The sequence below is a fragment of the Salinicoccus halitifaciens genome (assembly GCF_021026095.1).
Taxonomy (GTDB): Bacteria; Bacillota; Bacilli; order Staphylococcales; family Salinicoccaceae; genus Lacicoccus; species Lacicoccus halitifaciens.
This window is the reverse complement of the sequence record NZ_JAJNCU010000002.1, coordinates 16,830-43,652: the sequence shown is the minus strand read 5'-3', so window position 1 is coordinate 43,652 and position 26,823 is coordinate 16,830. Positions and strand designations below refer to the sequence as shown.

General features: G+C 47.8%; 24 protein-coding genes and 1 riboswitch. Of the genes, 4 read left to right on the top strand and 20 right to left on the bottom strand.

Annotated features, from left to right (window positions below; genetic code table 11):
* Positions 1-145: 145 nt before the first annotated feature.
* From LPW40_RS04895 to groES, 6 genes are all read right to left on the bottom strand, one after another.
* Entirely contained in the window at positions 146-1,534 is a 1,389-nt protein-coding gene (locus LPW40_RS04895) for a purine-cytosine permease family protein (protein ID WP_413775992.1), read from the bottom strand.
* A gap of 254 nt (positions 1,535-1,788) precedes the next feature.
* A complete protein-coding gene (locus LPW40_RS04890) occupies positions 1,789-3,756 on the bottom strand; it encodes an acetoacetate--CoA ligase (protein WP_230821113.1) in 1,968 nt (655 codons plus the stop codon).
* Between the two features lie 52 nt (positions 3,757-3,808).
* Entirely contained in the window at positions 3,809-5,314 is a 1,506-nt protein-coding gene (locus LPW40_RS04885) for a sodium:solute symporter family protein (RefSeq protein ID WP_230821112.1), read from the bottom strand.
* Positions 5,315-5,479: 165 nt separating this feature from the next.
* Positions 5,480-6,646 (bottom strand): thiolase family protein, encoded by a 1,167-nt coding sequence (locus LPW40_RS04880; RefSeq protein ID WP_230821111.1) that lies wholly within the window; start codon positions 6,644-6,646, stop codon positions 5,480-5,482.
* Between the two features lie 97 nt (positions 6,647-6,743).
* Positions 6,744-6,851, bottom strand: a riboswitch (SAM riboswitch).
* Between the two features lie 205 nt (positions 6,852-7,056).
* On the bottom strand, positions 7,057-8,685 hold the full coding sequence (groL, locus tag LPW40_RS04875) for a chaperonin GroEL (RefSeq protein ID WP_230821110.1): 1,629 nt from the start codon (positions 8,683-8,685) through the stop codon (positions 7,057-7,059).
* A gap of 41 nt (positions 8,686-8,726) precedes the next feature.
* Entirely contained in the window at positions 8,727-9,011 is a 285-nt protein-coding gene (gene groES, locus LPW40_RS04870; protein ID WP_230821109.1) for a co-chaperone GroES, read from the bottom strand.
* Between the two features lie 172 nt (positions 9,012-9,183).
* Between groES and LPW40_RS04865 the strand changes: the two genes are divergently transcribed.
* Positions 9,184-9,978, top strand: coding sequence for a CPBP family intramembrane glutamic endopeptidase (locus LPW40_RS04865; RefSeq protein ID WP_230821108.1), 795 nt, complete (start codon positions 9,184-9,186; stop codon positions 9,976-9,978).
* 90 nt (positions 9,979-10,068) lie between these two features.
* Here LPW40_RS04865 and LPW40_RS04860 read toward each other — a convergent pair whose 3' ends face one another.
* The 7 genes from LPW40_RS04860 to LPW40_RS04830 all read right to left on the bottom strand — a co-directional run bounded on the left by LPW40_RS04860 (position 10,069) and on the right by LPW40_RS04830 (position 16,142).
* Positions 10,069-10,302, bottom strand: a complete 234-nt coding sequence (locus LPW40_RS04860; protein ID WP_230821107.1) for a DUF362 domain-containing protein — start codon at positions 10,300-10,302, stop codon at positions 10,069-10,071.
* 2 nt (positions 10,303-10,304) lie between these two features.
* Positions 10,305-11,381, bottom strand: coding sequence for an amidohydrolase family protein (locus LPW40_RS04855; RefSeq protein WP_230821106.1), 1,077 nt, complete (start codon positions 11,379-11,381; stop codon positions 10,305-10,307).
* A gap of 65 nt (positions 11,382-11,446) precedes the next feature.
* Entirely contained in the window at positions 11,447-12,457 is a 1,011-nt protein-coding gene (locus tag LPW40_RS04850) for a VOC family protein (protein ID WP_230821105.1), read from the bottom strand.
* Positions 12,458-12,510: 53 nt separating this feature from the next.
* Positions 12,511-13,539, bottom strand: a complete 1,029-nt coding sequence (locus LPW40_RS04845) for an NAD(P)/FAD-dependent oxidoreductase (RefSeq protein ID WP_230821104.1) — start codon at positions 13,537-13,539, stop codon at positions 12,511-12,513.
* 35 nt (positions 13,540-13,574) lie between these two features.
* Positions 13,575-14,063, bottom strand: a complete 489-nt coding sequence (locus tag LPW40_RS04840) for an aromatic-ring-hydroxylating dioxygenase subunit beta (RefSeq protein ID WP_230821103.1) — start codon at positions 14,061-14,063, stop codon at positions 13,575-13,577.
* The gene (locus tag LPW40_RS04835; RefSeq protein ID WP_230821102.1) at positions 14,060-15,337 is read right to left on the bottom strand and encodes an aromatic ring-hydroxylating oxygenase subunit alpha; all 1,278 of its coding nucleotides are present in this window, start codon (positions 15,335-15,337) and stop codon (positions 14,060-14,062) included. Before LPW40_RS04835 ends, LPW40_RS04840 begins: the two co-directional genes overlap by 4 nt.
* A gap of 28 nt (positions 15,338-15,365) precedes the next feature.
* On the bottom strand, positions 15,366-16,142 hold the full coding sequence (locus LPW40_RS04830; protein ID WP_230821101.1) for an SDR family NAD(P)-dependent oxidoreductase: 777 nt from the start codon (positions 16,140-16,142) through the stop codon (positions 15,366-15,368).
* A 463-nt stretch (positions 16,143-16,605) separates the two neighbouring features.
* Between LPW40_RS04830 and LPW40_RS04825 the strand changes: the two genes are divergently transcribed.
* Positions 16,606-17,496, top strand: a complete 891-nt coding sequence (locus LPW40_RS04825) for a LysR family transcriptional regulator (RefSeq protein ID WP_230821100.1) — start codon at positions 16,606-16,608, stop codon at positions 17,494-17,496.
* A 42-nt stretch (positions 17,497-17,538) separates the two neighbouring features.
* On the opposite strand, the gene LPW40_RS04820 is transcribed toward LPW40_RS04825, so the two are convergent.
* From LPW40_RS04820 to LPW40_RS04805, 4 genes are read right to left on the bottom strand one after another with little or no spacing between them, the layout of a single operon-like run.
* Positions 17,539-17,751 (bottom strand): 4-oxalocrotonate tautomerase, encoded by a 213-nt coding sequence (locus tag LPW40_RS04820; RefSeq protein ID WP_330166177.1) that lies wholly within the window; start codon positions 17,749-17,751, stop codon positions 17,539-17,541.
* A 13-nt stretch (positions 17,752-17,764) separates the two neighbouring features.
* On the bottom strand, positions 17,765-18,553 hold the full coding sequence (locus LPW40_RS04815) for a 2-keto-4-pentenoate hydratase (protein WP_230821098.1): 789 nt from the start codon (positions 18,551-18,553) through the stop codon (positions 17,765-17,767).
* A 2-nt stretch (positions 18,554-18,555) separates the two neighbouring features.
* On the bottom strand, positions 18,556-19,362 hold the full coding sequence (locus LPW40_RS04810) for a 2-keto-4-pentenoate hydratase (RefSeq protein ID WP_230821097.1): 807 nt from the start codon (positions 19,360-19,362) through the stop codon (positions 18,556-18,558).
* A gap of 11 nt (positions 19,363-19,373) precedes the next feature.
* The gene (locus tag LPW40_RS04805; protein ID WP_230821096.1) at positions 19,374-20,831 is read right to left on the bottom strand and encodes an aldehyde dehydrogenase; all 1,458 of its coding nucleotides are present in this window, start codon (positions 20,829-20,831) and stop codon (positions 19,374-19,376) included.
* A gap of 286 nt (positions 20,832-21,117) precedes the next feature.
* Between LPW40_RS04805 and LPW40_RS04800 the strand changes: the two genes are divergently transcribed.
* Positions 21,118-21,906, top strand: a complete 789-nt coding sequence (locus tag LPW40_RS04800; RefSeq protein WP_230821095.1) for an IclR family transcriptional regulator — start codon at positions 21,118-21,120, stop codon at positions 21,904-21,906.
* Between the two features lie 75 nt (positions 21,907-21,981).
* Here LPW40_RS04800 and LPW40_RS13585 read toward each other — a convergent pair whose 3' ends face one another.
* The 3 genes from LPW40_RS13585 to LPW40_RS04785 are packed head-to-tail and all read right to left on the bottom strand — an operon-like array spanning position 21,982 to position 24,936.
* Positions 21,982-22,857 carry a TPM domain-containing protein gene (locus tag LPW40_RS13585; protein ID WP_269063241.1) on the bottom strand — a complete coding sequence of 292 codons (876 nt, stop codon included), beginning with the start codon at positions 22,855-22,857 and terminating at the stop codon, positions 21,982-21,984.
* Complete coding sequence (locus LPW40_RS04790) at positions 22,857-23,450, bottom strand: LemA family protein (RefSeq protein WP_230821094.1); 594 nt, start codon at positions 23,448-23,450, stop codon at positions 22,857-22,859. Before LPW40_RS04790 ends, LPW40_RS13585 begins: the two co-directional genes overlap by 1 nt.
* Before the next feature lie 58 nt (positions 23,451-23,508).
* The gene (locus LPW40_RS04785) at positions 23,509-24,936 is read right to left on the bottom strand and encodes a phosphate--AMP phosphotransferase (RefSeq protein ID WP_230821093.1); all 1,428 of its coding nucleotides are present in this window, start codon (positions 24,934-24,936) and stop codon (positions 23,509-23,511) included.
* A gap of 146 nt (positions 24,937-25,082) precedes the next feature.
* Between LPW40_RS04785 and LPW40_RS04780 the strand changes: the two genes are divergently transcribed.
* Complete coding sequence (locus LPW40_RS04780) at positions 25,083-26,780, top strand: M3 family oligoendopeptidase (protein ID WP_230821092.1); 1,698 nt, start codon at positions 25,083-25,085, stop codon at positions 26,778-26,780.
* Positions 26,781-26,823: the final 43 nt, after the last annotated feature.

Sequence of the window (26,823 nt, the reverse complement as noted above, 5' to 3'; positions counted from 1 at the left end):
CAGACTCTGATTTCAAATCATGGATATGAATAAATAGATCAAGTATCGTAATAAGAAAGCAGAAGCATATAATGGTCATCTTCATATCGATATCAGATTAAATCCTTCCGGGTTTGGAAGGATGGATAAAAGAAACTATATTATTTTATGCAATATGGTCCTCCGCAGGTATATCGTGGGCTTCCTGCCTGATATAGTAGGCACCTTTAGTCACCAGTGCGATGACGATTGTAAGGATTGCCGCAAGCAGGGCCGCAAAGAATGCTGCGGTGCTCTCAAGGAAAGGTCCCATGAATCCGAAGGCTGCCACTGTTCCAAGCACGCTGGAAACAATCAGTGCCGTGACGCCCACCGGATTCCACTTAAACAGGTTGGACTGTCTGGCCTCATAATAGCCGGGGCCGATCTTCAACAGCTTTTTAACGAATACTGCATCCGTCACAAGGATTGATGCCCATGACAGCAGGACGACGCCCTGGAATGTCAGTGCTGCATCGAGGTGATCCACGATGCCGCCAAGCATCAATATGATTGCAGCGACGCCGCTCACGACGACCCAGAAACGGCGTCCCGGTGAGAATTTCACAGCGTTCTCAAAGAAGTTCGAGAGCGACAGCGAGCTGCTGTAAATATTCGTCACGTTGATCCGGAGCTGGGTGATCAGTGTGAATAACGCACCGCCGGCACCCAGCAGGTAAACGATGTAGACGCCCGGGTTCGGTTCTGCAAGCAATACGCCGAACCAGATGCCGAGGATCCCCATGAATCCGTAACAGAAAATCTGCGGGATGAAGCCGATCGCAAGCGTTGCCTTGATATCTTTCGGCTTCAGGAACCGCGCATAGTCCGAGGGTATCAGAGCAGTCAGTCCCATGATGCCGTGGTGCATCGCCATGCACATCAATAAGGCCGTGCCGCCCACCTGTACACCTTCAGGCATATAAGTGAAGACATTTCCAGTGTAGGCCGGCGTCACGATGAATGCCATGATGATCGCCGCACCCAGGAAGACGAAGAACAGTGGAAGCGACCATTTCTGAAGCTTGTCCAGCTGTTTGATGCCGAACCAGTTCAGCGGTATCACCACTGTTCCAAAAATTAAAATATACACCCATATCGGGATATGAGGGAAAAATGCATGAAGGGCATAGACCAATATCAGCCCTTCAAAAGCACAGTACATAATAAAGTTTGATGCATAAATGAGAGAGGTGAGTGACGCACCGATATAACCGAATCCGCCACCTCTTGAAAGCAGATTGACATTCAAACCGCTTTTAGCAGATAAGTAAGATATAAAAGTACTAAGAATCCCTGCTACAACAATGGCATAGGCAGATGAAATGAGCGCATTGATCGCGCCAAACTGCAATGCCATGACACTTCCAAGCTGGAAGTAGAAAATTGCCGTGGCAATTCCGAATGTTATGTTCGTGATACTCAGCCAACCCATGTTCCTCTTACTTCTGGGGACCCTTTCGAGTGAGTAATCATCACCCTGTCCCGCCTCTTCTATATGATCAGTTGAATTGATAAAAATCTACTCCCTGTTATAATAATTTCTATTTTTGACCTTATTATACGCGAGCTGATTCACAATTCTATTACGACACGTTTTTAACTATAACAATAAGCCGAAGTATTATCAACTTCTCTTGTGAAAATTTCACAATATTGTTATGACGGCCATTTGTCGGCAAAAAAACCGCTCCCCTGAGGGAGCAGCCATTCGAAAAATCCTTTTAGGTGCGGTACAGTGACCGGCACTGCGTTCTTGCCTTTCCGGATTTATAGATAATCACTTTCAGCCAGTGAGATATACTCCTCAAGGCACTCCGGGTTTTTCAAAGACTCTTTATTCTTAACATCCTGTCCCCGGACAATCGAACGGACGGCACCTTCAACCTTTTTACCATTGTTTGTATACGGTACTTCCTTCACTGTATAAATACGCCGCGGCACATGGCGCGGAGAGGCCTTCCTTCTCACATCCTGGCGGATTTCCTCGGCGAGTTTCGCCTCCGCACCGCCCTCCTCGGTCACAATGCACAAAGCAATCTCTTCATCGTTGTCCATAGGAAAACCAAACACCAGTGAATCTGTGATTTCAGGAATCTGTTCCACTACACGGTAAATTTCCGCCGTCCCGATCCGGACACCGCCCGGGTTGAGCACCGTATCCGTACGGCCATGGATGATGAATGTGCCAGCCGGCGTCTCTTCTACCAGATCGCCGTGTGTCCAGATGCCTTCATGTGCCTTGAAATATGCGTTGAAATAACGTTCATCTCCCTCTTCACCCCAGAATGTGAGCGGCATGCTCGGAAAGGGCTCTGTACAGACCAGTTCGCCTTTTCTGCCAACCACCGAAGCACCCCGGTGATCCAAAATATCCACCGCCATGCCCAGTGCCTTGCATGTGATTTCCCCGCGCCTGACGGGATGTGCGGGTGTGCCCATGAAAAAGCAGCCGATGATTTCCGTTCCTCCGGAAATGGATGCCAGGAAAAGATCTTCCTTCACCGTTTCATAAATCCATGTATACTGTTCGGCGATGAGCGGTGCCCCCGTTGTCATCAGTGACTTCAAGGCCTGCAGATCATGATTTCCTCCCACGTCATATCCACACTTCTCCAGTGTCGCAAGATATTTGGGGCTTGTACCGAAATGGGTGACGCCGACTTCTTCTGCAACTTCCCAAAGGATACCAAGGTTATCCTTCCGGACCGGTGAGCCGTCATAGAGCAAGATGGACGCCCCGCTGGCAAGGCCGGATACGAGCCACGGATACATCATCCAGGATGTGCTCGTATACCATGAGAGGACATCCCCCTCCTTTACATCGCAATGAAGCTGATGCTCCTTCACATGCTGGAGCAGCACTCCTCCGACAGAATGGACGATGCTTTTTGGCAGCCCGGTCGTCCCGGATGTATATAAAATATAAAGAGGATGATCGAATGGGACGCGTGTAAATGCCGGCGTTTCCGCGTCATTTTCCAACAGTTCGTTCCATGTCAGCAGTTCCGCCTCAGTCTCCAGCACCAGTCCCGGTGTATCCGACAGACACACCACCGCAGACAAACTTTCCAGCTCCGCACTGACTGCCGATATATTGTCACGGATGTCAAAAAACTTTCCATTATAATGATATTCCGGGGAAGCAATGAGTATTTTGGGCTGGACCTGGCCGATCCGGTCGAGCACCCCTTTGGCGCCGAAATCCGGTGAGCATGAACTCCACACGGCCCCGAGTGAAGATGTGGCAAGCAGTGCAACCAGCGACTGCAGATCATTTTTTACAATGCCTGCAACCCGGTCGCCTGCCCGGACGCCGAGCTGCCTCAAGCCTTCCTGGGCCTTTGCCACCATGATGCGCAATTCACCCATATCAACCTTCCGCTGCACCCCACGCTCATCTGCCTCATAGACCGCTTCACGTGAACCGTCGCCCCGCAGAAGATTTTCGGCTAAATTGATTTCCGCTTCGGGAAACCACTTTGCACCCAGCATGCCTCCATCTTCCGGTGGAAGATAAACGGTCTCACCTTTCTCTCCGATGATTCCTGAGAACTCCCACACCGCCGACCAAAATGCACCCGGTTCTGCCACCGACCATCTGTGCATATGCTCGTAGGGTTCAAACGGGATCCCGGTCTGCTGCGAGAATTTTTTTATGTTCGATTCAGCCACCTGTTGTTCGGAAGGCCGCCATAATATATGATCATCCATCACTTTCGACTGTTGTTCCATCATTGCTTCTTCCTCCTCATTACTTAAATCACACCTGTTGAATCAAAGTTCCTTTTTACTTATCGGAAATGGTCAGCGATTCCTGCTGGACGGCCGTTGTTCTTTGGGTCGCCAGGGAAGTCACCACCATCACTGCAAACGCGGCAGCGGAAGCGAAGAACATCGCCAGATAGAGATTCCCGATAATATCCTGATTCGTAAAGAATACGTACAGTACAGTGCCGGTGATCAGGGCAGCTATGGCACCGGGGCCGTTCGATTTTTTCCAGAAGTACCCTAATGTAACAGGTGCAATGATTCCGCAGATGATTGCGGCAAAGCTGAATTGTATTAAGAAAGACAGTGATTCAGGCCTGTTCAGAGAAAAATACAATGTTGCCAGACCCGCAAGTACAAGAGAGATTTTTGCGACTCTCACAGCGTTTCTATCCAAAACATCCTCGGCTATCGGTTTCTTCGACAGTATCGGGGCCAGCACTTTGTAGAAGTCGTTTCCAATGCTGGTCGTCAAGCCAAGGTAGAGGCTGTCCGTACTCGAGAGGATTGCCGAGATGAGTCCCACGACGATGATTGCCGCGATGATCGTCGGGAACGATTCAAGCACATATACCGGAATCGCAGAGTCTGCACTCGCCAAAGACGGCGCGACCACCCGGGCCGCCAGACCGCCGAGCACCATCAATGTTGAGATGAGGAATAGAATCACCCCGGCTGACAATGTGAATGGTGCGAGCTGCTCCTCACTTTCAAGCGACAGCACTTTATTCAGCAGATGCGGCATCAAAACAAAGCTGAATAAAAGGAACTGGACGGCCATGATTGCCATCGGGCTGTCATAAGGTCCGCCTGTGGAGAGTGCGCTCGTCAGATTGGGGTCGATTTCCCCGAGTTTTCGTGACAGCTCCCCGAATACATTCAAGCCCCCGCCAATCGTCCAAAACAGTGACAGGAGGATGAGGATGGAAGTGACCGACATCAAAATCCCCTGCACACCGTCCGTAACAAGCTGTGCGAAGGCTCCGCCGAGCCCTATGTAAAGTATTGTGATGACCACGCCGATGATGATCCCCCAGAAGTATGGAATACCGAGGACGGATTCGAAGATGGTCGCAAGGCCCACATTCTGACCGACGATATAGTATACGTTGAACAGGATTAAAACAGCGACGAGCACCTGCAGCGCCTTGCTGTTATATCTCCTTCCAAGCCATTCAGGCAAGGTGGAGACACCGCCGAACTTTTTGCTGTACCTCCAGAAAGTCTTCGCGAATAAAAGCAGTCCAAGCCATGACACACCAAAGCAGCCCAGTGTATACCAGAGTACCGATGTACCGTATTGATAGGCAAGACCCGGCACGCCGATGAACAAGTTCGCGCTTGCGTAGGAAGCGGCAAAGCTTGCACCGACGATCACAGGGTTCACTTTTCCCCGGGCCGTCGCGAAACCGGCCATCGAACTGCTGTGGCGCTTCCCTCTCTGGCCGATCCAGACCACCAGACCAAAGTAACCCACCAGCATAATGATAATCGTCCAAAATAAACCTCCCGTTACATCAAGCATCATTCATCACCTTCTCCTGTTTTTACGTAATTCTTTTTCCATATCAGTAAACCTGCCACCCAGAATAAGGCAAGCAGTATAAAATAAGTTATCAGCATGATCATTTCCCCTCCAGCTCGATTGAATTTATCCGATGGCCATGCCCATGCCATTAAAGACAGGGCATTACCAGCTTTTTGGAACTTCTATCAACAGAGCCATGCCCTGCCCGCCGCCGCCGCAAAGCGAAGCGATTCCCTTTCCGCCGCCGCGGCGCCGCAATTCATGGGCAAGCGTCAGGGCAAGCCTGAAGCCGGTCCCGCCGAGTGGATGACCGATCGCGATCGCTCCGCCGTTCACATTCACTCTTTCGTAATCGATATCCAATGCCCGGCAGCTCGCAATGACTACACTCGCAAAAGCTTCATTGATTTCAAATAAATCAATATCGTGCAATGTCAGGTTCGTCTTCTCCAAAACCGCTCTGATTGCCTGTGCAGGTTTTGTATGCAGGCTCGTATCAGGTCCTGAAACTTCAGACCAGCCCAGAATACGCGCCAGCGGTTCCCGGCCAAGCGCTTCCGCTTTCTTTTCGGATGAGATGATCCCTGCACTCGCCCCGTCAGTCATTTGAGACGCATTTCCCGCTGTAATTGTGCCGCCTTCAACAAATGCCGGTTTTAAAGTCGCCAGTTTTTCAAGGGATGAATTGGCCCTGATGCCTTCATCTATGTTTAAAGTCTGCCCTTTCAAAGTGATCGGCACAATCTCGTCCTGAAGCCGGCCTTCCTGCAATGCTTCAGCCGCCCGCTCCTGTGACAGCTGTGCATACCGGTCCTGGTCCTCCCGGGTAATATTGAATTCCTTATTCTTTGAATCGGTCAGGACACCCATCGATTCATCCGACAACGTACACCACAGACCGTCGCTGCTCAATGTATCCGTCAGCTGCAGAGAACCCATCGACTGTTCCTGACGGACGTCAGCCGTATACGGGGCCCGTGTCATTGAATCAAATCCCCCTGTAATATATAACTCACCTTCCCCGAAATGAATCCGGCGGGCGGCATCTGAAACGGAAGCGAGACCGGCCAGGCACACACTGTTCAAGGTGATTGCAGGAACGGACAGGGATATGCCGGCATCCGAGGCCACTCTCTTTGCCGGGTTCTGTCCCTGCCCGGCTTGAAGCACCTGGCCCAGTAAGACACCGTCGGCTTCTTTTGCTTCAGGCACTCTCTGCATCAGCTCATTCACAGCCAGTGCCCCGATCTCCTTCGCATCCAATCCCGACAGCATACCTTTCCACTTTCCAAACGGGGTGCGCACCCCTTCCAAAATCACCTGATCCATATATCCTCATCCTTTCACATGCTCTGATTTTTCTTTATAGAAAAGCCCTCTTTCCTGTAGAAAGAGGGCTGAAATCATGAAATATCAAGGTTTCTCCCTCTTATCTTCCAGGCATTACTGCCTGTTGGAAGTAGCACCATTCCCCAAAATGGGGCGGTTGCCGGGCGTCATAGGGCCAATTCCCTCAGCCAACTCGTGATAAGAGTCTTTTAATCAATTGTTTTATTGTTAAAAATTATCGGTTTATTCAATTATTCACACATTAACAGAATGCCGGTAAAACGTCAACCTCTTATTTCATTATTGTATATTTTTTGACTTTTATATCTCCTTCCTGCCATGTCTCAAAGCCATGCAAAAAAAGGATCCGGCGATGCCGGATCCTTTGAATCATCATTATTCAATTGAGCTTACATCATGCCTGGCATGCCGCCGCCCATGCCGCCCATGTCGCCGCCGCCTGCATCATCATCCTTGATGTCTGCAACGACTGCTTCAGTCGTCAGGAACATTGCAGCAACGGAGCCTGCATTCTGAAGTGCTGAGCGTGTCACTTTCGTCGGGTCTACGATACCTGCTTCAACCATGTTCACCCATTCGTCAGTTGCAGCGTTGTAGCCGTGGCCCTCTTCCTGGGATTTCAGTTTTTCAACGATGACGGAACCTTCAAGGCCTGCGTTTTCGACGATTTGACGCAGTGGTGCCTCAAGAGCTTTAAGCACGATGTTGACACCAGTCTGTACATCACCGGATTCCTCGAGTGCAGCCACTTTTTCATGTACTGCGACAAGTGCTGTACCACCGCCGGATACGATGCCTTCTTCAACTGCCGCACGTGTCGAGTTCAATGCGTCTTCGATGCGGAGTTTGCGTTCTTTCATCTCGGTTTCAGTCGCAGCACCCACTTTGATCACTGCAACACCGCCTGAAAGTTTGGCAAGTCTTTCCTGAAGCTTCTCTTTATCGAAGCTTGAAGTCGTCTCTTCGATTTGTGATCTGATCTGACCGATGCGTGCTTCGATATTATTCGTGTCTCCTGAACCTTCAACGATTGTCGTGTCATCTTTAGAGACAGTGACTCTTGAAGCATTACCGAGCATATCGATCGTCGTGTCCTTCAGCTCGAGGCCGAGGTCTTCAGTGACGACCTGTCCGCCTGTCAACACCGCGATATCTTCAAGCATCGCCTTACGGCGGTCACCGAAGCCAGGTGCTTTTACAGCGATTGCCGTAAATGTGCCGCGCAGTTTGTTGAGGACGATATTCGCCATCGCATCGCCTTCCACATCGTCTGCGATGATCAGGATCGGACGGGACTGCTGTACAACCTGCTCAAGCAGCGGCAGTATGTCCTGGAAATTTGAAATTTTCTTGTCAGTGATCAGAATATAAGGGTTTTCAAGATCAGCAATCATCTTCTCTGAATCCGTCACCATGTAAGGTGATGTGTAGCCGCGGTCAAACTGCATACCTTCAACTACTTCAAGTTCAGTTTTGAATCCGCGTGATTCTTCGATTGTGATGACGCCGTCTTTGCCCACTTTTTCCATGGCTTCAGAGATATATTCCCCGACAACCGGATCATCTGCTGAAATTGTACCGACCTGTGCAATGGATTCTTTATCCTGTACAGGACGTGAGATGTTTTTAAGCTCTTCCACTGCAGCTTCAACGGCTTTGTTGATGCCTGCGCGGATCCCGACAGGGTTCGCACCGCTCGTCACGTTCTTCAGACCTTCCTGGATCATGGCCTGTGCAAGGACCGTTGCGGTCGTCGTACCGTCACCGGCGATCTCGTTCGTCTGGTTGGCAACTTCTGCAACCAGCTTCGCACCCATATTTTCATAAGGATCTTCAAGGTCGATTTCTTTGGCGATCGTCACACCGTCATTTGTGATCAAAGGTGATGTGAACTGTTTATCCAAAACAACGTTACGACCTTTCGGCCCTAAAGTCACTTTCACTGCATTTGCAAGTTTATCCACACCGTCCAGCATTGACTGACGTGCATCTTCTGAAAATTTAATTTCCTTTGCCATTATTCTGCCTCCTAATGATTTGAGTTATAATATTTTATCTTTTACTCAACGATTGCTAGAATTTCATTATCAGTTAAAATTAAATAATCTTTATCTTCATGTTTCAATTCAGTACCGGCGAATTTGGAATAGACGACTTTGTCCCCGACATTCACTTCCACTTCCACACGTGTACCGTTGTCCAGGATTTTTCCTGTCCCGACAGCAACCACAGTACCTTCCTGGGGTCTCTCTTTTGCCGAGTCTGTTAAGATGATACCGCTTTTCGTTGTTTCCTCTTCTTGAGTCAAATCAATGATTACACGATTTCCTAAAGGTTTTAACACTTTAATGTCCTCCTTATATCATCATTCCGTTTATAATTTTAGCACTCTCTTACCGATAGTGCTAACAATTAATATGATAATCAAAGAAGGTCAAAAATGCAAGTATTTTATATCACTTTAAGTTGAGATAATTTTCATGTAGAATTATTTTATTGTCATTGGAGGGAATCACTTGAAAAATTTGTTCAGAAAACGTCAGATCAACAGTGCTTTAATCTTAATCATATTCATCGGTGTGCAGCTCGCCGTCCTCCCCGTCGGCATCATCATGGGGCTGACCAGTCCGGAACTGTCCCCCGACGAACTTGTCACTTCCGTCATCCCGTACCAGTTCGCGGCATTTCTGATCGGGACGATACTGGTCATCATCATCGGCGGCATGCACCATAATAAAAATGCCATTGAACAGGGCAAAAAGACGGATATCCCCGTGACCATCGTCTGGATCATCGGCGGTGTGGTCCTTGCCTATGCTTCCCAGGTGATCGCCGGCATGATCAACGTCTATATCCTCGGCAATCCGCTTGAAAGCCAGAATACGAATGAAATCATCAGCATGATCGAATCCATGCCCCTGATGATCCTGATCGTCGCAATACTCGGGCCGATCATAGAGGAATATGTATTCAGGCGTGCGATATTCGGTGAGGTCTACACACTTTTCCCCATGCATAATACGGGATATAAAGTGCTTGCCTTCCTGATTGCGGGGCTCGTCAGCGGGCTGATATTCGCAGTCGCCCATCTCGACTTCACCCATATCCTGATTTACCTGGCCATGAGTTACACGTTCAGTTTCCTGTATGTGATGACCGGCCGCCTCCTCGTCCCGATTTTTGTCCATATGATCATGAACAGTCTCGTCGTCGGGCTGAATGTACTCCTCGGTGATTACATCGATGAGCTGCAGCAGCTGGAGGAGACGATGGCTGTGATCGTTTCGGTCATACGCCACATCCATTTTTAAAATTCAGGCATACTAAAAGAGACTGGAATCACTTCCAGTCTCTTTTTCACTATACTATTCTTTCTTCGTATATCCAGTGTGTCCTCTTTCCTAGTCGAAAAAGCTTTCGGCCTTTTCCAGGAAGAATTCCTGATCCGGGCCCAGGCTGTTTTCGTCGACGATTGCGTTCACCGGACAGGCAGCGACACATGCACCGCAATCAATGCACGAATTTGGATCGATGAAAAATTGGTCTTCTCCCGCTTCTATGCAATCCACAGGACAGATACTTACACATTCACCTGATTTTTCCGCAATACATGGTTGAGTTATAACAAATGCCATGGTTATCCTCCTCCTATTAATGAATCTTCTTCGATACTGCTTACCTCTCCCTCATTTATGGAATCTATAAATTGTTCGATGTCCAGGTTTAAAAACTCCAATGCATTAAAGCCGTGGATCTGCCTCTTTTCTGCATCGCTCAATGTGGACAATTGATCCACGACTTTTCCGGATGGGGCTTCACGTAAAAGGAATGGATAATCTGAACCGGCGATGATCTGTTCAACTCCAAATCGATCGATCATAAATTGCAGATTGTTTTCGTCATACACCAATGAATCATAATAAAGGAGTTTCGCATAATGGCTCGGGGGCTTCTCCGTCTTCCTGATCTGCGGCCATACATCCCATCCCTTATCCATTCTCGGCAGCAGATATGGAAGGGAGCCTCCCCCGTGGGCGAAACATATTTTCAGATCGGGATATTTATCCAGCATCCCACTCATTATGATGCTCCCTGCTGCGAGTGCCGTTTCTGAAGGCATGCCTACCATGTACATGAAGTTATGGCGGGGGAGCCTTTCTTTTCCGAGCGTCTCCCAGGGGTGGACGAACAATGGGACCTTCTGTTCATTCGCAGCTTCAAAAAATCGGTCCAGGGTTTCATCGTCAAGATTCTTCCCGTTCACATTGCTTCCTATCTGAAGTCCTTTCAAGCCCAGTTCATTCACTGCTCTTTCCATTTCCTTTACGGCCGCCTCACTATCCTGTAAAGGCACCGTGCCGAGCCCGATGAACCTTTTCGGATGTTCCCTGACAATCGAGGCGATGAAGTCATTTTGGAACCTGGCGAGCTCGATTCCCGCCTCAGGGTCTGACCAATAGCTGAATGTCACGGGGATTGGTGATAACACCTGAATGTCGATTCCCTCTGCGTCCATATCCTTCAATCTTGCTTCTGCATCCCAGGCATGATTGGTCACTTCCCTGAATTTCCTGCCTTTGATCATGATATTGGCGCCGCAGTCACATGTTTTTTCCAGGACCGGCCACCGGTCGTCGCCGTATTTTTCTGCCAGGTTCAAAAATTCTTCTGATATGATATGGGTGTGAAAATCTATCTTTAAATTTTTTTGCACAAATGAACTCTCCCAGCGTTTTCTTTATTTTAGGGGGATCAGCCGATGTATCGGCCTCTCCCTGATCACTCTCCAAGTTTGGTGCCGTATGTGAAATAAGACTCCGGTGGTTTGCTGCCCCACATCTCGAGTCCAAGCTCGCCCAGCTCGGAATTCCATTCAATCGGCTTCCAATCCGGTGAAAACATCAATAGTCCGCCAGTCCATATTTCCACACGGTGTCCGGAAGGCTCGAAAACATAGATGAACTGGGCACCGCTCGTGCCGTGTTTGCCAGGCCCCCACTCGATTTTGATACCATTTTCCGCCATGATGTTTGCCGCCCGGATCAATTCATCCGGGGAATCCAGATAATATGCCAGGTGATGGAACGAAGTACCATTCTGGTTTGAATTGCGCATAAAGGCGATTTCATGCGCGATGTTGGTTCTGCTGAGCCAGGAACCGAGACGGACATCCTCCTTATTCTGAACATAATAGCGATGATGGATGCCCAGGAGTTCCGTCCACCATTTCTGCTCTTCCTCCACATCATCAACCATCAGGTTGACATGATCGAAACGACGCGGGGAGACGCCCTTCATCTGGTACTTGCTTGGATGGCTCGGTAGTCTTGATGCGATCTTTTCATCATCAGTTTTGAATTTCTCCTTTTCCCAATACAATTCAACCGGTATACCTGTAGGGGATTTAAAATGGAGTGCCTCGCCAAGGGCTCTCTTCCGGCCGCTTTCCACCCACTCATACTCCACATCCATCTCCTTCAGCTGATCTTCAAACAGCTTCAGGGATTCCTCCGTACTCACTCTCCAGCCGACCCGGTTCACCTGGGATTCTTCCGATGACTTAAGTACAAGTGTATAATCATCGAAATCCTGCCATGCCCTCAAATAAGCACGGTCATCCTCTTGCTTCGTCAATACGAGTCCCATGATCTCTGTAAAAAATTCCAATGATGCCTCAAACTTATCAACGCTGATTTCCACATGTCCGAGGTGGGCGACCGTCCTCAGATAACTATCCAACCTCTCCTGTGCAGATACTTCACTCATTAACTCTTCCTTGACCTTTGCCATTGTATAACCTCCTCGTTTTATTGCTGCCTTATACTTTGCAGCGGGGTGTACCTTTATTTGACAGCTACTTTTGCTTTATTTTCATTCTCTTTCCTGCTCATGATGGAGGTGCTGTGGGCGCCATGCAGTGAGGCGCTTGGATCCAGGTAGACGATTGCATTGCTTACGGCAATGGGTGCTTCTCCAAATCCTGTGGCCATCAGTTTGACCTTTCCTGCATAGGTCGATATGTCTCCGATCGCATAGATGCCCTGGATATTCGTTTCGGCTTTTGAATTCACCTGGATTGCACCGTTTGTGATCTCCAGCCCCCAGTTATTGATCGGCCCCAAATTCGATATGAATCCGTAATTGACGATGTAATCATCCGCCTGCAAATCGATAAGCTGTTCTTCTTTTGTGTGTTTGAGCGTAATGCTTTCAATTTTTTCTTTCCCCTCTATTTGAACCGGGGTGTATGGTGTCAGTATATTGACTGTAGAATCCTTAAGCAGCTGTACGGTATAGTCATGGGCTCTGAAGCGCGCTCTGCGGTGGACGATGGAGACGCTTGATGCGATATCCTCGAGCATCAAAGCCCAGTCCACAGCTGAATCTCCGCCTCCAAAAACGGCTACTTTCCTATCTTTGAAATCATTCAGGTTCTCTATACTATAATGAAGGTTCCTGTCTTCGAATTGCTTTTCATTTCCCAAGTTCATGGTTCTTGGTTTAAATGCACCGTTGCCGGCAGTAATGATGATGGTTCTCGAGTAATGGGTCTGTTTGCTTGTTCTTATCGTGAAAAGATCTTCTTCCTTCGTCACCTCGATCACTTCTTCATTCAGGCAGACTTCGTTATCGAATTGACTCATCTGTTCCGTCAGCCGCTCCACCAGCTCGCCGCCCTTTATCTTCGGGAACCCGGCGACATCATAGACATACTTATCAGGATACAGCGCTGAGAGCTGACCGCCCAATTGCGGCAGGCTCTCGATGATTTTCACGCTCGCCTGACGCATGCCTGCATAAAAAGCCGTGAACAGACCTGATGGACCCCCGCCTACAATAGTGATATCTGATATTTCTTTTTCATCGATCATTTCTTCGACCACCTTTCGTCTTATGGTACGGAATTCTATAAGATTAAACTGATTTTTCCATGCGGTCTCAAGCTATCAAGATGCAGGACAACTTTTTTACTTTTAATCGCAAATGTGCCGTCCCTGAGAACAAGTTCATAAAAATGCTTTCCGATGAAAGTGTCCAGCACTTCCCTCTTGGTCCTGTGTATCGTAAAATTGCACTCCACCGTGATGACATCCGACTCCAGATCGCTGACCAGAATATTATTATAATTATGGATCGTAGTAGAATGCGGATATTCAACATGTGCCTCTTTCTTCAACAGCCTCTCTGCACGTTCCTGCAGACGTGAACGTGTATCATGCGCAAAGAATAAATATTCCTTTGGATCAGCATCCGGTACACCGAGGGGAGGTATTTCATATATACCATCATCAGTGAACAGTGCAGCCCATTCCTTCAATCTCCACTCATCTAAAATTTTTGCCTCCGTATAAAGAAAATCAACGATTTCCTGACGGGTTACGGTTGATACAGTCATCTTTGAGCGACCTCCTTCTTAAGGGAATCCTGGATTTTCATATTATATTGTCTCCAGAAACTCCTCATTTGAATTTCATCCGTTGCCAGTGCATTCCCGGCGCCTCTTACCATACCTTTTGAAATATCGTTCCATTCGACCTCTTCATTGTTGTTGTATGCTTCCTGGCATAGTTCCAATGCTTCATTGTCATCCGGTGTCGCAAAACCGCCCGGCCCTAAAAATTCCAGGAAGTTATCATTTCTCGCCATGCGGTGGGAGCCCTTTTCTCCTTTGGGAGCCAATGAATACCCCAGCACTTCCATATAACCCGGGGAAGTCGGATAGAACGTCCTAGCAGTCACCGCCATGATGTCGTTGATCACCAGGTTCGGGAAGATGAGGATGTTACGGTTATAGTGGGTGATGCGTTCTGCACGTTCCGGTCCGAACCGTTCAGTAAGGTCTTCTTTCATCTTTTCCATATCCCTTTTCAGCTCTTCATCCCAGATTGGCGTCCATTGTGCAACAGGTCTTCCCCAAGGTGCCACATATTCAATGACAGCATGACCGTTATCCAGCTCGACACCTTCTCCTTCCAGTTTCACCTTCTTCAAGTCGGGATCCTGACCTTGTTTGATATCAAAATACGTCTTATGTGTCGGCATCCCATGATATAAGTCGACACTGTTTTCAGCCAGCAGCTTCCAATTCGCCCTTACACTGTATTCCTGTACGCCGCCCAGCGCTTCCAGACCGTATTCGGATTGGTCGACCACCAGGTCAATATATTCCTTCGCATTGCCCAAGTACTCTTCCAGTGAAACCGCTTCCTGATCATAGTTCACAAAAACGAAGCCGCGGTAGTTCTCCACTCTTTTAACCGCTTTCATATTTTTTGTGCCATCATCATTGAATCCTTCAGGGAAGCCATCCTGGCCGGGCATCCCCACCAGCTCACCATCATTTTTGAAGCTCCATGCATGATAGAAACATCGGAAAACCCTTGAATTCCCTTCGCTTTCCCTGGCTACCAGTGCCCCTCGGTGTGGACAGGTGTTGAAGAGTGCCCGGATTTCACCGTCGTGGCTGCGGATGAATAATAAATTGCGTCCCCCGACTTTTTTACGCTTATAATCTCCAAGTTCCGGGATTTCTGTTTCATGACCGATGAACAGCCAGCTCTTATTGAAGATTTCCGCTCTTTCCCTTGCGAGTATCTCTCTTTCTGTAAACACTTTCCTGTTGACGAGGAATTCACTTTTTTCTACATTGTCCTGTATGATCTGTTCCATTTCATAACCTCCATATATTCATTTAAATTTAAAGCATATTGCTTCCACCGTTGACGCTGATGACCTGACCCGTGATGAAACTTGCACCGTCCGTCGACAGATACCATACAGCATCTGCAACTTCTGCTGTTGAAGCGGCCCTTCCTTTCGGGATGATTTCGATATATTTATCTGTCAGTCCCGCATCTCTTTCTTTAATTTTATTCAGCAGTTCACCTTCGACTGCAGGCGGTGCCACAGTATTCACCGTGATGTCCTTATCCGCAAACTCTCGGGCCAACCCTGTGGTCATCGCATGCACACCGCCCTTTGCAGCATTATAGGCTGCATGATCCCAAAGCCCGTTCCGCACTGAATCAGCACCGACATTGATGATCCGCCCGTACCCTGCCTCCACCATGTGGGGCAGTACTTTATAGCTTGACCAGATGGTTGTCCATAAATTTCTGTCAATCGTCATCTTTAATGTTTCAGGGGTCTGTTCAAGGAAAGGTAATATGACGCCGCCTCCTGCGTTATTGACCAGGATGTCAATTTTTCCCGATTCCTTTATTGCATTTTCAACCATTTCTTCAACATTGCCTTCATCCGAAAGATCTCCGGCATAGTAACTGACCTTCGAATTTGTCAGTTTCTGCATTTCTTCTGCAGCTGTTTTCGTACGCTCTTCATTTGTCCCGCTGATGACTACATCCGCCCCTGACTGAGCCAGCTTCAATGCGATGGCATTGCCGATACCTCTGGCCGAACCTGTGACGATGGCCACTTTCCCTTTCAGTGATTCACTCATCAATCGATCTTCCAATCCAAACCCTCCCCTTTCTCATAACTCTTGTAAGCACTTACATTTCTTCAAATAGAAATTCATCTTTTGCAATGGTTCAGACAAACATGAACCTGCAGCAAATATGAATTATTTATGATTCTAATTATAAGAGCGGCAGACCGGCGATACAAATCAGATTTTTCTTTATTTTCTAATTATTTTTAAAGGAACTTCTATCGACCGGCTTTCGTTACATTGTAAAAAGCCGAAAAAAGTGACACTCACTTCCTGAAAACCGGCCTGAGACTAAGGATTCTTTGATGATAAAGCCCTTCATATCAACAAAAAACACACCTTATAGTGTTAATGGAAAATTCTGTTCCTCTATACGGAACAATGAGCCTTATTTATCTGTTAATTTGACAAATTATCCGCTTGACCAATAAAATGGTAACGTGGAAACGTTTTCTAAAATAAAAGTGTGAATTTCAGGGGGAATAGAATGAATGAAATCCAATTGCAAACCTTTCTTACCATAGTCGAACATAAAAGCTATTCAAAAGCTGCAGCTGTACTCAATGTGACCCAGCCAACCATTACATCACGCATAAAAGCTTTGGAAGATATTATGCAGTGTGAACTTTTTAAGAGGGTCGGACATGAAATCTTTCTGACCAACGAAGGTAATATGCTGACAGAGTACGCCAATAAAATTTTAATTTATATTAAACACTCGAAAGAAATTCCCAACATACTTAAATCCCCGGTGATAAAAGTCGGTTTTTCCCCGGGTTATGACTATTCTTTTATCATAGAGCTCCTAAAAACGGTCAAATCAATTGGAGGAATGGATATCAGAGTGACCGAAGGTCATGATTCGGTCAGCTTAAATGAAAGTATCCTGTCCGGGGAGATGGATATTGTATTTACAAGAGAGGTGCTGGCGGACAGCCGTGAGGTGGTTTCGGAATATCTATTTGAGAATAATCTCATACTCGTACTGCCGGCGAATCATCATTTATGCAGCCGGCAGTCAATCAGTGTTGAAGATTTGAATAATGAGACGATTATAAGTTTCAGAAGAAATTCCGTATTATGGCAGTTGATTGATAAAGAGTTGATTGGAGCAAACAATTTAACACGTATTGATGTGGAGAATAATGAAATGCTTTTGAAAGCTGTTGCCAATGACATCGGGATTGGAATCATACCTGAACTCGGAATTGATAAAAGACATGAACCCGGCATAGAGGTCCGGGAAATAAGCAACCTCTATAATCTTCAGAACAGCGTCTATGTCCAATACCGCAAAAATCCGCAGATGGAAAAGGTCGCTAAAAAAATCATCTACTCGATCATCCAGCATAAGTACTCAGTAGCCCACGCTGAGTAGACAAAAAAAGCAGCAGGCATCCCTGCTGCTCTTAATGCTTATTCATCTTCCCAGTTTTTTAGCACTCGTCCCGCCGATGGCCCAGCGCGTTTTCGGTACTTCCTCAACGATCACACGCACATTCTCCTTCGGTGCATCGAGTGATTCACTGACTGCATCTGTCACATTCTTCATCAGTGCTTCTATTTTTTCTTCGGATCTGCCTTCCATTATCTTCACATTAATAAGTGGCAAATGTCTTCCCTCCTCCGTCAGTTCAAATGCTGTTTTATTCCTTCACGAAAAATGATACATCACCCAGACCGCCATATTTCGCGCTGACGAAATCCCCGGGAGATAAACGCACCGCTGCCGTGATGCCGCCGGAGAGGATGGGCTGACCCGCTTTTACTTTCTCTCCTTTTCTGCTCAGCATATTTGCAAGCCTCGCAATCGATTTGGCCGGATGATCCAATACTGCAGCCCCTGCCCCCAGTGACTGGACCTCTCCATTTATGGATAACGTCACCCCGACTACATCCAGTTCCAGCTCTTCAGGTTTTCTTAGACAGGTGCCAAACACCGCACCTGCTGCAGAAGTGTTATCTGCAATGACATCCGGCAGCGTAAAGTTAAAATTCTCATACCGGCTGTCAATAATCTCGATAGCCGGAAAAACATGCTCGGTGGCACGCAGCACATCCAGCGTGGTTACACCCGGCCCTTCCAGATCTTCTCCTAAAATAAACCCGATTTCAGGTTCCACTTTTGGGTGGATATAGTCAGATATGGAAATCGAATCACCTTCTTCGACAATCATATTATCAAATACATAACCGTATATTGGATCATCCACGTCCATCTGCTTCATTTTGGCCTCACTGGTAATACCCATCTTTGGTCCGGTGATCTGGTAACCCTCTTCCAGCTTTTGACGGACCAATTCTTCCTGGACGAGATATGCCTCATCAATGGAAAGTGATGGATACAACTCCGCAGTGATCTTCAATATTTCCTTATTCTCTTTTTCCGCATTATGCACATAATCTGCCAGCTCTTTGACCTTACTTTTCTCCATGTTCATCTCTCCTCATATTCATCGAATGAAACCCGCACTTCTTCAAGACCCGAAAACTTTGCGGAAAAGTAATCTCCGGGCCCGGCTTCTACAGCAGCCGACAGCGCCCCTGACAGGATGATTTCGCCGGCCTTCAGAGTTATTCCATAGCTTGAGAGTTTATTGGCCAGCCATGCCACGCATTTTGCGGGATCTCCCAAAACAGCTGTACCGACTCCAGTATTTTGTAAAATGCCGTTCTTGTAGAGCGTCATTTCAACCTGTTTCAGATCGATATCCTCAATTTTAGTCGGAATATCACCGAGCAGGTACAGTCCGGACGACGCGTTATCTGCGACCGTATCAGCCAAAGTGATTTTCCAGTCCTTTATCCTGCTGTCTATGATTTCAAGGGCGGGTACCACCACTTCAGTGGCTTCTAATACATCCTGGATAGTGACATCCGGCCCTTCCAGGTCGTCCTTCAGGATAAAAGCTATTTCTCCTTCCACCTTCGGCTGCAGGACACGGCCCAGTGGAATCGTCCCGCCATTTTTCACCTGCATATCATCTAATAGATGTCCGTAATCCGGTTCCTCTACTCCCAACGCTTCCTGCATCACTTTGGATGTCAGGCCAATTTTCTTGCCCGTGATCCGCCGGCCGCTCTTCACATTCTGTTCTATCGTATACAGTTGTATATCATAAGCATCCTCGATGGAAATTTCAGGATCCAGCTCTGTAATCGGCTGGACCCCTTCCTTTTTACTCCCGGCACTGTTCAAGTGATCTGCATAACCTACGGTTTTCGTCGTATATTCAGTTTTCACATGATTTCCCCCTACATTTTGAGAGTGATATTCGTTAATTCAGAGTAGAAATCGAAACTGTGGGCCCCACCTTCGCGGCCGAGACCGCTGCGCTTCATTCCGCCGAATGGTGTGCGCAGATCACGCAGGAACCATGTATTGACCCAGACGATGCCGGCTTCAATTTTTCCGCTGAACCCGGTGGCACGCTTCACATCACTGGTCCATACGCTTGCACTCAGGCCATAGTGCGTGTCGTTGACCTGCTCCAGCAGTTCTTCTTCTGTATCAAATGGAACCACAGTCACAACCGGTCCAAAAATTTCTTCGCGCACACATCTCGAATCTTTCCCCAACCCTGTAATGATCGTCGGCTCCACAAAGAATCCTTTATCGAACCCTTCAGCTGCTTTACCGCCTGTCAGGAATGTGCCGCCTTCTTCTTTTGCGATATCCAGATAGCCGAGCACCTTCTGATAATGTTCTTCACTCACCAAGGCGCCAACTTTTGTATCGGCATCAAACGGGTCGCCCACCACGAGTTCTTTCGTCTTTTCTGCAAAGCGATCCAGAAATTCATCATATACCTGTCGTTCCACATAAATCCTCGAACCGCACAGGCATACTTCGCCCTGGTTGATGAAGCTCGAACGTACCGTCGTTTCAATCGCATCTTCAAGATCAGCATCTGCGAAAATGATATTGGGATTCTTGCCGCCAAGCTCGAAGGACAATTTCTTCAATGTCGGTGCTGCAGCCTTCATAATTTCAGTGCCTGTGATCGTCTCACCGGTGAAGGCGATGGCATCCACATCTTCATGGGAGGAAAGTGCCGCTCCGGTTTCACCGAACCCATGCACCATGTTCACCACACCATCCGGTACACCGGCCTCTTTGCAGATTTCTCCCAGCACAGTGGCGGTCATCGGTGTCACTTCCGAAGGCTTCATCACAGCTGCATTGCCTGCCGCCAGAGCCGGCGCCAATTTCCATGTCATAAGGAACAGCGGGAGGTTCCATGGATTGATCAGCCCCACTACCCCTACCGGACGACGCTTGGCATAATGGATGGCGATATCATCCTGCTCATAAGCCTCCGTCCCAACCGTTGTCATATAATCAGCAAAGAAATAAAAATTGTTCGCTGCACGATCAATATCCACTTTCTGGGACAACCATAGCGGCTTGCCTGTATCGAGGGATTCGAGTTCCGCCAGTTCATCTTTCCTATCCAGGATTAAATCACCTATTTTACGGAGGATATTGGAGCGCTTTTTCAAAGGCATGTTTTTCCATTCCCCGTTCAATGCCTCCCTCGCAGCAGCTACCGCCTGATCAACTTCTTCTGTTCCTCCTATTGCGACATTGCCGAGCACCTCTTCTGTTGCGGGATTCACATTTTCAAACGTTTTGGCATTCGACGACTTTACATATTCTCCATTGATGAAATGCAGACATTCCATCACACTTTGTTTTGTTTCAGTTTTCATAAATAAAATCCTCCTAAATTTTGATAGCGCATACATACCCACTTACAGTTACGAATGAATTATGGAGCGTCCCCCACTGCTTCATCGATATGTGTTCATTATAGATTCGGCTGAAAACCTTTAAAAGTCCACTGTTCCTCCATATGGAACAATTAAAAATATTTTGATTGAATTTTCAAAAACTATTTAGAAAGCGCTGCCAATAAGGTACAATCAATACATATTCCGGGAAAATTCAATTTTTTAAGTTCCTTCATGTAAAACAAAAATCAATGAGGTGAAGTCCATGGCAAATAATAAGCCCGATCCGCAAGTCCTCTCTTCTGTCACTAACGCCTTAAGGATTCTAAAGAGTTTTTCTGCGGTTGAACCGACAAAAAGGGTCGGTGAACTGTCTCAATCATTGGGACTGGCAAAAAGTACAGTCAGTCGGCTAATGTCAACCCTGGCCAATGAAGGGTTTATCATCAAAGACAAAGACACCCAGTCCTATCGGCTGGGTGTCTCGGTACTCACGCTTGCAGGTATTGTCACCACTGATTTGGATATTCATAAAGAAGCTTCCCCTGTCCTGCATAAACTGGTGAACGATACAGGTGAAACCACACATTTAGCAGTTATGGATGGCCTGGATACGATCTACATACATAAGGAGGAATGTTACCACCCTGTTCGGATACTTACTCATCTTGGAAGACGGAACCCTTCATACTGTACGAGCTCCGGCAAAGTACTTCTCGCTTTCAGTGAAGAGCAGGTGGTCGAGGATGTCATCAGCCAGGGATTGATTTCGCACACCAGAAACAGCATCACCGACCCCGAACACCTTCGCAGGGAACTGGAAATGATCCGTGAAAAAAATTATGCGGTCAGCACCGAGGAATTGACTGAAGGAACGAGATCGGTTGCTGCCCCGATACGCGACTATACTGGGAAAGTGGTGAGTGCAATCACTGTTGTCGGCCCCATACAGCGCATGAAAGAATATAAAATCCGTGATATCGCAGCAAAAGTCATTGCGGCGGGGGAAGATGCTTCCGAACGTCTTGGGTATGATGCACGGTTTTTCAGGTAGAATACCAATCGGCTGTTAAAATTTAAAAATAAGAAAAGAGACTGGAATCTCTTCCAGTCTCTTTTTCATCGTGTATCAGAATCCGCGGCCGGCACCGCCGCCGCCGCCGGATCCACCGCCGAAGCCTCCGAAACCACCGCCGCCGCCGCCAAAGCCGCCACCGGAACCGAATCCGCCGCCTGACGGCGGGAACAGTACAACCGGACCACCACGGCGCCTTGCGCGTCTGTTTCTGCCTCCCGGCCCGCGCGGACCGCCCGGGCCGCCTCTGTTGGAAAACATTTTATAAAGCAGGTAGATCACACCCATGGCGAGTAAAATCCTGATGATGCTGCCGGAGAAACTCAACGCCTCCGCATCATCCTGGGGTGTCTCCCTCGTGAATTCCCCGTCGACAAAACCGTATGCATCCAGGGATTCCTGGTAGATGGCATTGTAGAGGTTCACAAGCCCTTCTTCATAATATGCATTCGCAGTGCTTTCATCCGGTGCAGCTGCTGCGTTCTGGAAACTCTCCATTGCGGTGTTGTCGATGATCCTTCCGATTTTCGCATCGTTCAAATACCCTTCGACACCGTAACCGACCTGGATGTCGATGCCGCGGTTATTGAATTCATTTCCATTGTCCAGATTCAAAAAAATCACGATACCGTTATCATGCTCTGCTTTTCCGACACCGTATTCCCTGAGTACCCTGAGCGCATAATCCTGCCTGTGCTCCTGGCCTATGGTCGGCATCGTCATCAGCAGAAGCTCAGCACCGGTGCCCTCTTCAAGATGTTCACCGAGTGCGTTCAATTCTTCAACCGTTTGGGGGCTGAGGATATCTGCATGATCCTGTATGAAATAATTATTTGTATCGAGCTCGGGCAGTTCCTCCCGTGCCATCGCCTCCTGACTGAACAGCACAGCGAGGAATAAAGCTGCAACGACCGGCAAAAAGTGTTTCATCACTCATCACCGGACTCGTCCCCGCCTGAGTCGAAGTTCACTTCAGGCACCTCTTGGCTCTCCTCATCCGCCTCGAAGTACGGTTTTTCCTCAAATCCGAATATCCCGGCAATCATGTTCCCCGGGAATGTCCTGACATTCCTGTTGAAAGCCTGGACGGTGGAGTTGTAATCCTGCCTTGCCACGGCAATCCTGTTCTCCGCACCGGCAAGCTCGTCACGCAGGCCCGTGAACTGTTCACTCGCCTGCAATTCAGGGTAATCCTCTGCGACCGCAATCAGCCTGGATAGGGCGGAACGCATTTCCGTATCCGCTTCAGAAACTTCTGACATGTCATCCGCATTCGTGATATTGCTTCTCGCTTCCGCGATGTCAGTGAAGATTTCCTGCTCAAGGTCTGCATATTCCTGAACAGTGCTGACCAGGTTCGGAATCAAATCCCCACGCCGCTGCAGCTGGGTCTGGATATTCGATTCGGCCTGCAGCACATCTTCATCCAGGTTGACCAGTGTGTTGTATCTCGGAACGACAAGAATCGCAAAAATGATGATCAAACCAACAATGATCCCTATGGGTAATAATAATTTCCTCATCTTCTCTTCCTCTTTCTTTTAATCTCTTACTATATGGATTATACATTAAAATAATGGTTCACTCATCTTCCAGCACCTTCTCACCGGCCGAGATGATTTTCTTCAGCACTTCGATACGTGCGTATCTTTTGTCGTTGCCGGGGATGATATGCCAGGGTGCATAATCGGTATCCGTCTTTTTGATCATATCTTCACTCGCTTCCAGATACCGATCCCATTTTTCCCTGTTCCTCCAATCCTCACTGGTGATTTTCCACTGCTTTTCAATGTTGTTTTCACGCTTTTCAAATCGTTTGAGCTGTTCATCCTTATCCAGGGATAAGAAGAATTTCAGGATGACCGCCCCGGAATTGTAGAGGGATTTCTCAAAGTCCTTAATTTCATCATACGCCTGCGTCCACTCCTTCTGGCTCGCAAACCCCTCGACCCGTTCCACGAGCACCCTGCCGTACCAGCTCCTGTCGAAGAATCCGATATGCCCGCTGCGCGGTATGCTCGTCGCAAAGCGCCATAAGTAGTGATGTGCAAGTTCCATGTCGGTCGGTGCACTGATTGCATTGACCGTATAGCCCGTCGGGTCGAGCCTTTCCCGTGTCCGTTTGATGTTGCCGCCCTTGCCGGCTGCATCCATCCCTTCATATACGAGGATCAGGGGAATCTTATGCTGATACAGCCGGAACTGGAGTTCACGCATTTTCAACTGCAGGTCCGGCAGTATATCCTTATACTCGGATTTTTTTATCTTCTCCTTTTCAAAATCGAAAGTGAAGAGCTCCGTCTCGAAATAACGCGTGAAGTCACTGACGATTCTCGGGACGGGTGTCGTGTTCTCTTTCTCAATCCTTGCCTCCAGTTTTTCAATGATTGTGGAGAACATCGTATTGATCGCTTCATTTTTATTTTCAAAGTCGATTTCGGTCCATGGGATGAGCTGATCTTCTTCCACGAAGTCCTGCATCTCTTCCTCATAATCGAAGAGCTCAAGGTTTTCTTCAAATTCCTCCGCCTTCCATTTGAGGACCGGGTTTTCCTTCAGCTTTTCCAGATGCCTCTGCCTGACTTCCTCAGAAGTATTGACATAAAATTTCAGGACTTCATAACCATTGTTGTGGAGCATCTTTTCGAAATTCTGCATATCTTCTGCGATTTCACTGTAATCCACCGCAACGTTCTCGGTGATACCCGCTTCCTTATACTCTATATACTGGGCATACCAGCTTCTGAAATGGATGTTGATGTCCCCGGCCTTCGGCAGGTGGTTCCAGAAGCGCTGCATGAAGGGATAACGCAGGTCGATCCCCCTTGCCGGCCTCGTCGCTATGAAATCCGTATATTTCGCATCAAGTGCCATATACAGTGCGTTCGACAATCTGGATTTGCCTGATGCCGGCGGTCCTTCTATTATGATCATGACCGGAATTTCCATATCATGGGTCTTTCTTGTCACTTCACCTAATTGATATTCCAATTCTTCATCTATTTCCATATTCACCTTTCCCCCTGTCTTTCTGTATTCATCTCTTTACTCTACCCGAAAATGATGGGTTTAATGAGCACCCCGCCTTCAAATTTTAGATTGTCATGTATGGGTGTGATAGAATTATTCATGACTAACAATAAGGGGGAAACAGAATGGTCACGAAGTTCCATGAATATAAATATGAAAGACCCGATTTACAGCAAATCTCAAAAGAAGTATCGGAACTGATCGAAAAGTTCAACGCGGCGGACAGCGCAAAAGCCCAGAGCAGGGTCGTGGATGAACTCAATAAGATCTTCAACCACCTGGATACGATGGAGACACTCGCAAATATACGTGCAAGCATAGACACCAAAGATGAGTTCTATGATACGGAAAGGAACTTCTTTGATGAATACGGTCCGGTCATAACTGAAATAAACAACAAGTACTATGATGCGATATTGAACAGTGATTTCCGGTTCGAGCTGGAAGATCTGTACGGCAGACAGCTTTTCGCACTTGCTGAAAATGAGCTGAAGAGTTACGATTCATCGATCAAGGAGCTGGTGCAGGAAGAGAACCGTCTTTCCACCAGATACTCGAAGCTTCTGGCTTCGGCAGAGATAGAATTCGACGGTAAAGTATTGAACTTATCCGAATTTGGTCCATATATGCAGGATCCCGACCGCAGCACCCGAAAAGAGGCCACACTCGCCATCCAGGGATTCATGGGGGATAACCTGGATGAGATTGATGATATTTATGACAGGCTCGTCAAGACGCGGGATAAAATCGCCAAAACGCTTGGTTACGAGGATTTCGTCGAACTCGGATATGTCAGGATGAACAGGATCGACTACGACCGTGACATGGTCGAGAAGTTCAGAAACCAGGTTGCGGAGTACGTGGTACCCCTCGTCACGAAGCTGAAGGAACGCCAGCGCCGCCGCATCGGCCTCACGGAATTGAAATCATACGACGAATCGTTCGATTTCCTCACCGGCAATGCCACGCCGAAAGGCGACACTGAGGATATAATGGATAATGGGGCAAAGATGTATAAGGAACTGTCTTCGGAAACGGATGAATTCTACACCTTCATGACCGAGCGTGAATTATTCGATGTGGAAGCGAAGAAAGGCAAGGAAGGCGGCGGCTACTGCACGTTCATCCCCGAATATAATTCGCCTTTCATATTCTCGAACTTCAACGGCACACTGGATGATGTGACCGTTCTGACACATGAAGCGGGACATGCATTCCAGACGTATATGTCACGCTTTGATGTGCCTGAATATCAGTTCCCGACACTTGAATCTGCGGAAATCCATTCGATGAGCATGGAATATTTCACTTATCCGTGGATGGATCTGTTCTTTGAAGAAGATACGGATAAATTCAAGTTTTCCCATATGGCGGACAATATATCGTTCCTCCCTTACGGTGTGGCGATTGATGAATTCCAGCACATCGTCTATGAGAATCCGGAAATGACACCGGCAGAACGCCGCAATGAGTGGAAGAAGCTCGAGGAAAAATATTTGCCGCACAGGGACTACGATGGCATCGAACCCCTTGTGGACGGCTCATTCTGGCATCGTCAAATCCATGTCTTCGGCGATCCGTTCTATTATATCGACTACACGCTGGCACAAGTCTGTGCCCTCCAGTTCTGGAAACGTGCAAATGAAGACTTTGAAGCAGCATGGAAAGATTATGTGGCGCTGTGCAAGCTCGGCGGGTCACTCCCGTTCAACGCGCTAGTCAGTATGGCAGGACTCAGGTCGCCATTCGAGGAAGGCAGCCTGAAAGAGGTCATCGAGGAGGCCGGCCGTTATCTGGACGCGATAGATGATACGAAACTTTAATTAATACCGTCTCTGAATGAAAAAAGAACGGGTGCTCCCCTGC

Excerpts from the sequence above, each read along its gene's own strand:
- groL (WP_230821110.1), bottom strand. The coding sequence starts at position 8,685 with ATGGCAAAGGAAATTAAATTTTCAGAAGATGCACGTCAGTCAATGCTG.
- LPW40_RS04825 (WP_230821100.1), top strand. The coding sequence starts at position 16,606 with ATGAATGAAATCCAATTGCAAACCTTTCTTACCATAGTCGAACATAAA.
- LPW40_RS04890 (WP_230821113.1), bottom strand. The coding sequence starts at position 3,756 with ATGATGGAACAACAGTCGAAAGTGATGGATGATCATATATTATGGCGG.
- LPW40_RS04860 (WP_230821107.1), bottom strand. The coding sequence starts at position 10,302 with ATGGCATTTGTTATAACTCAACCATGTATTGCGGAAAAATCAGGTGAA.
- LPW40_RS04785 (WP_230821093.1), bottom strand. The coding sequence starts at position 24,936 with ATGGAAATAGATGAAGAATTGGAATATCAATTAGGTGAAGTGACAAGA.
- LPW40_RS04840 (WP_230821103.1), bottom strand. The coding sequence starts at position 14,063 with ATGACTGTATCAACCGTAACCCGTCAGGAAATCGTTGATTTTCTTTAT.
- LPW40_RS04835 (WP_230821102.1), bottom strand. The coding sequence starts at position 15,337 with ATGGAACAGATCATACAGGACAATGTAGAAAAAAGTGAATTCCTCGTC.
- LPW40_RS04800 (WP_230821095.1), top strand. The coding sequence starts at position 21,118 with ATGGCAAATAATAAGCCCGATCCGCAAGTCCTCTCTTCTGTCACTAAC.
- LPW40_RS04805 (WP_230821096.1), bottom strand. The coding sequence starts at position 20,831 with ATGAAAACTGAAACAAAACAAAGTGTGATGGAATGTCTGCATTTCATC.
- LPW40_RS04885 (WP_230821112.1), bottom strand. The coding sequence starts at position 5,314 with ATGCTTGATGTAACGGGAGGTTTATTTTGGACGATTATCATTATGCTG.
- LPW40_RS04815 (WP_230821098.1), bottom strand. The coding sequence starts at position 18,553 with ATGGAGAAAAGTAAGGTCAAAGAGCTGGCAGATTATGTGCATAATGCG.
- LPW40_RS04780 (WP_230821092.1), top strand. The coding sequence starts at position 25,083 with ATGGTCACGAAGTTCCATGAATATAAATATGAAAGACCCGATTTACAG.
- LPW40_RS04850 (WP_230821105.1), bottom strand. The coding sequence starts at position 12,457 with ATGGCAAAGGTCAAGGAAGAGTTAATGAGTGAAGTATCTGCACAGGAG.
- LPW40_RS04880 (WP_230821111.1), bottom strand. The coding sequence starts at position 6,646 with ATGGATCAGGTGATTTTGGAAGGGGTGCGCACCCCGTTTGGAAAGTGG.
- LPW40_RS13585 (WP_269063241.1), bottom strand. The coding sequence starts at position 22,857 with ATGAAACACTTTTTGCCGGTCGTTGCAGCTTTATTCCTCGCTGTGCTG.
- LPW40_RS04845 (WP_230821104.1), bottom strand. The coding sequence starts at position 13,539 with ATGATCGATGAAAAAGAAATATCAGATATCACTATTGTAGGCGGGGGT.
- LPW40_RS04790 (WP_230821094.1), bottom strand. The coding sequence starts at position 23,450 with ATGAGGAAATTATTATTACCCATAGGGATCATTGTTGGTTTGATCATC.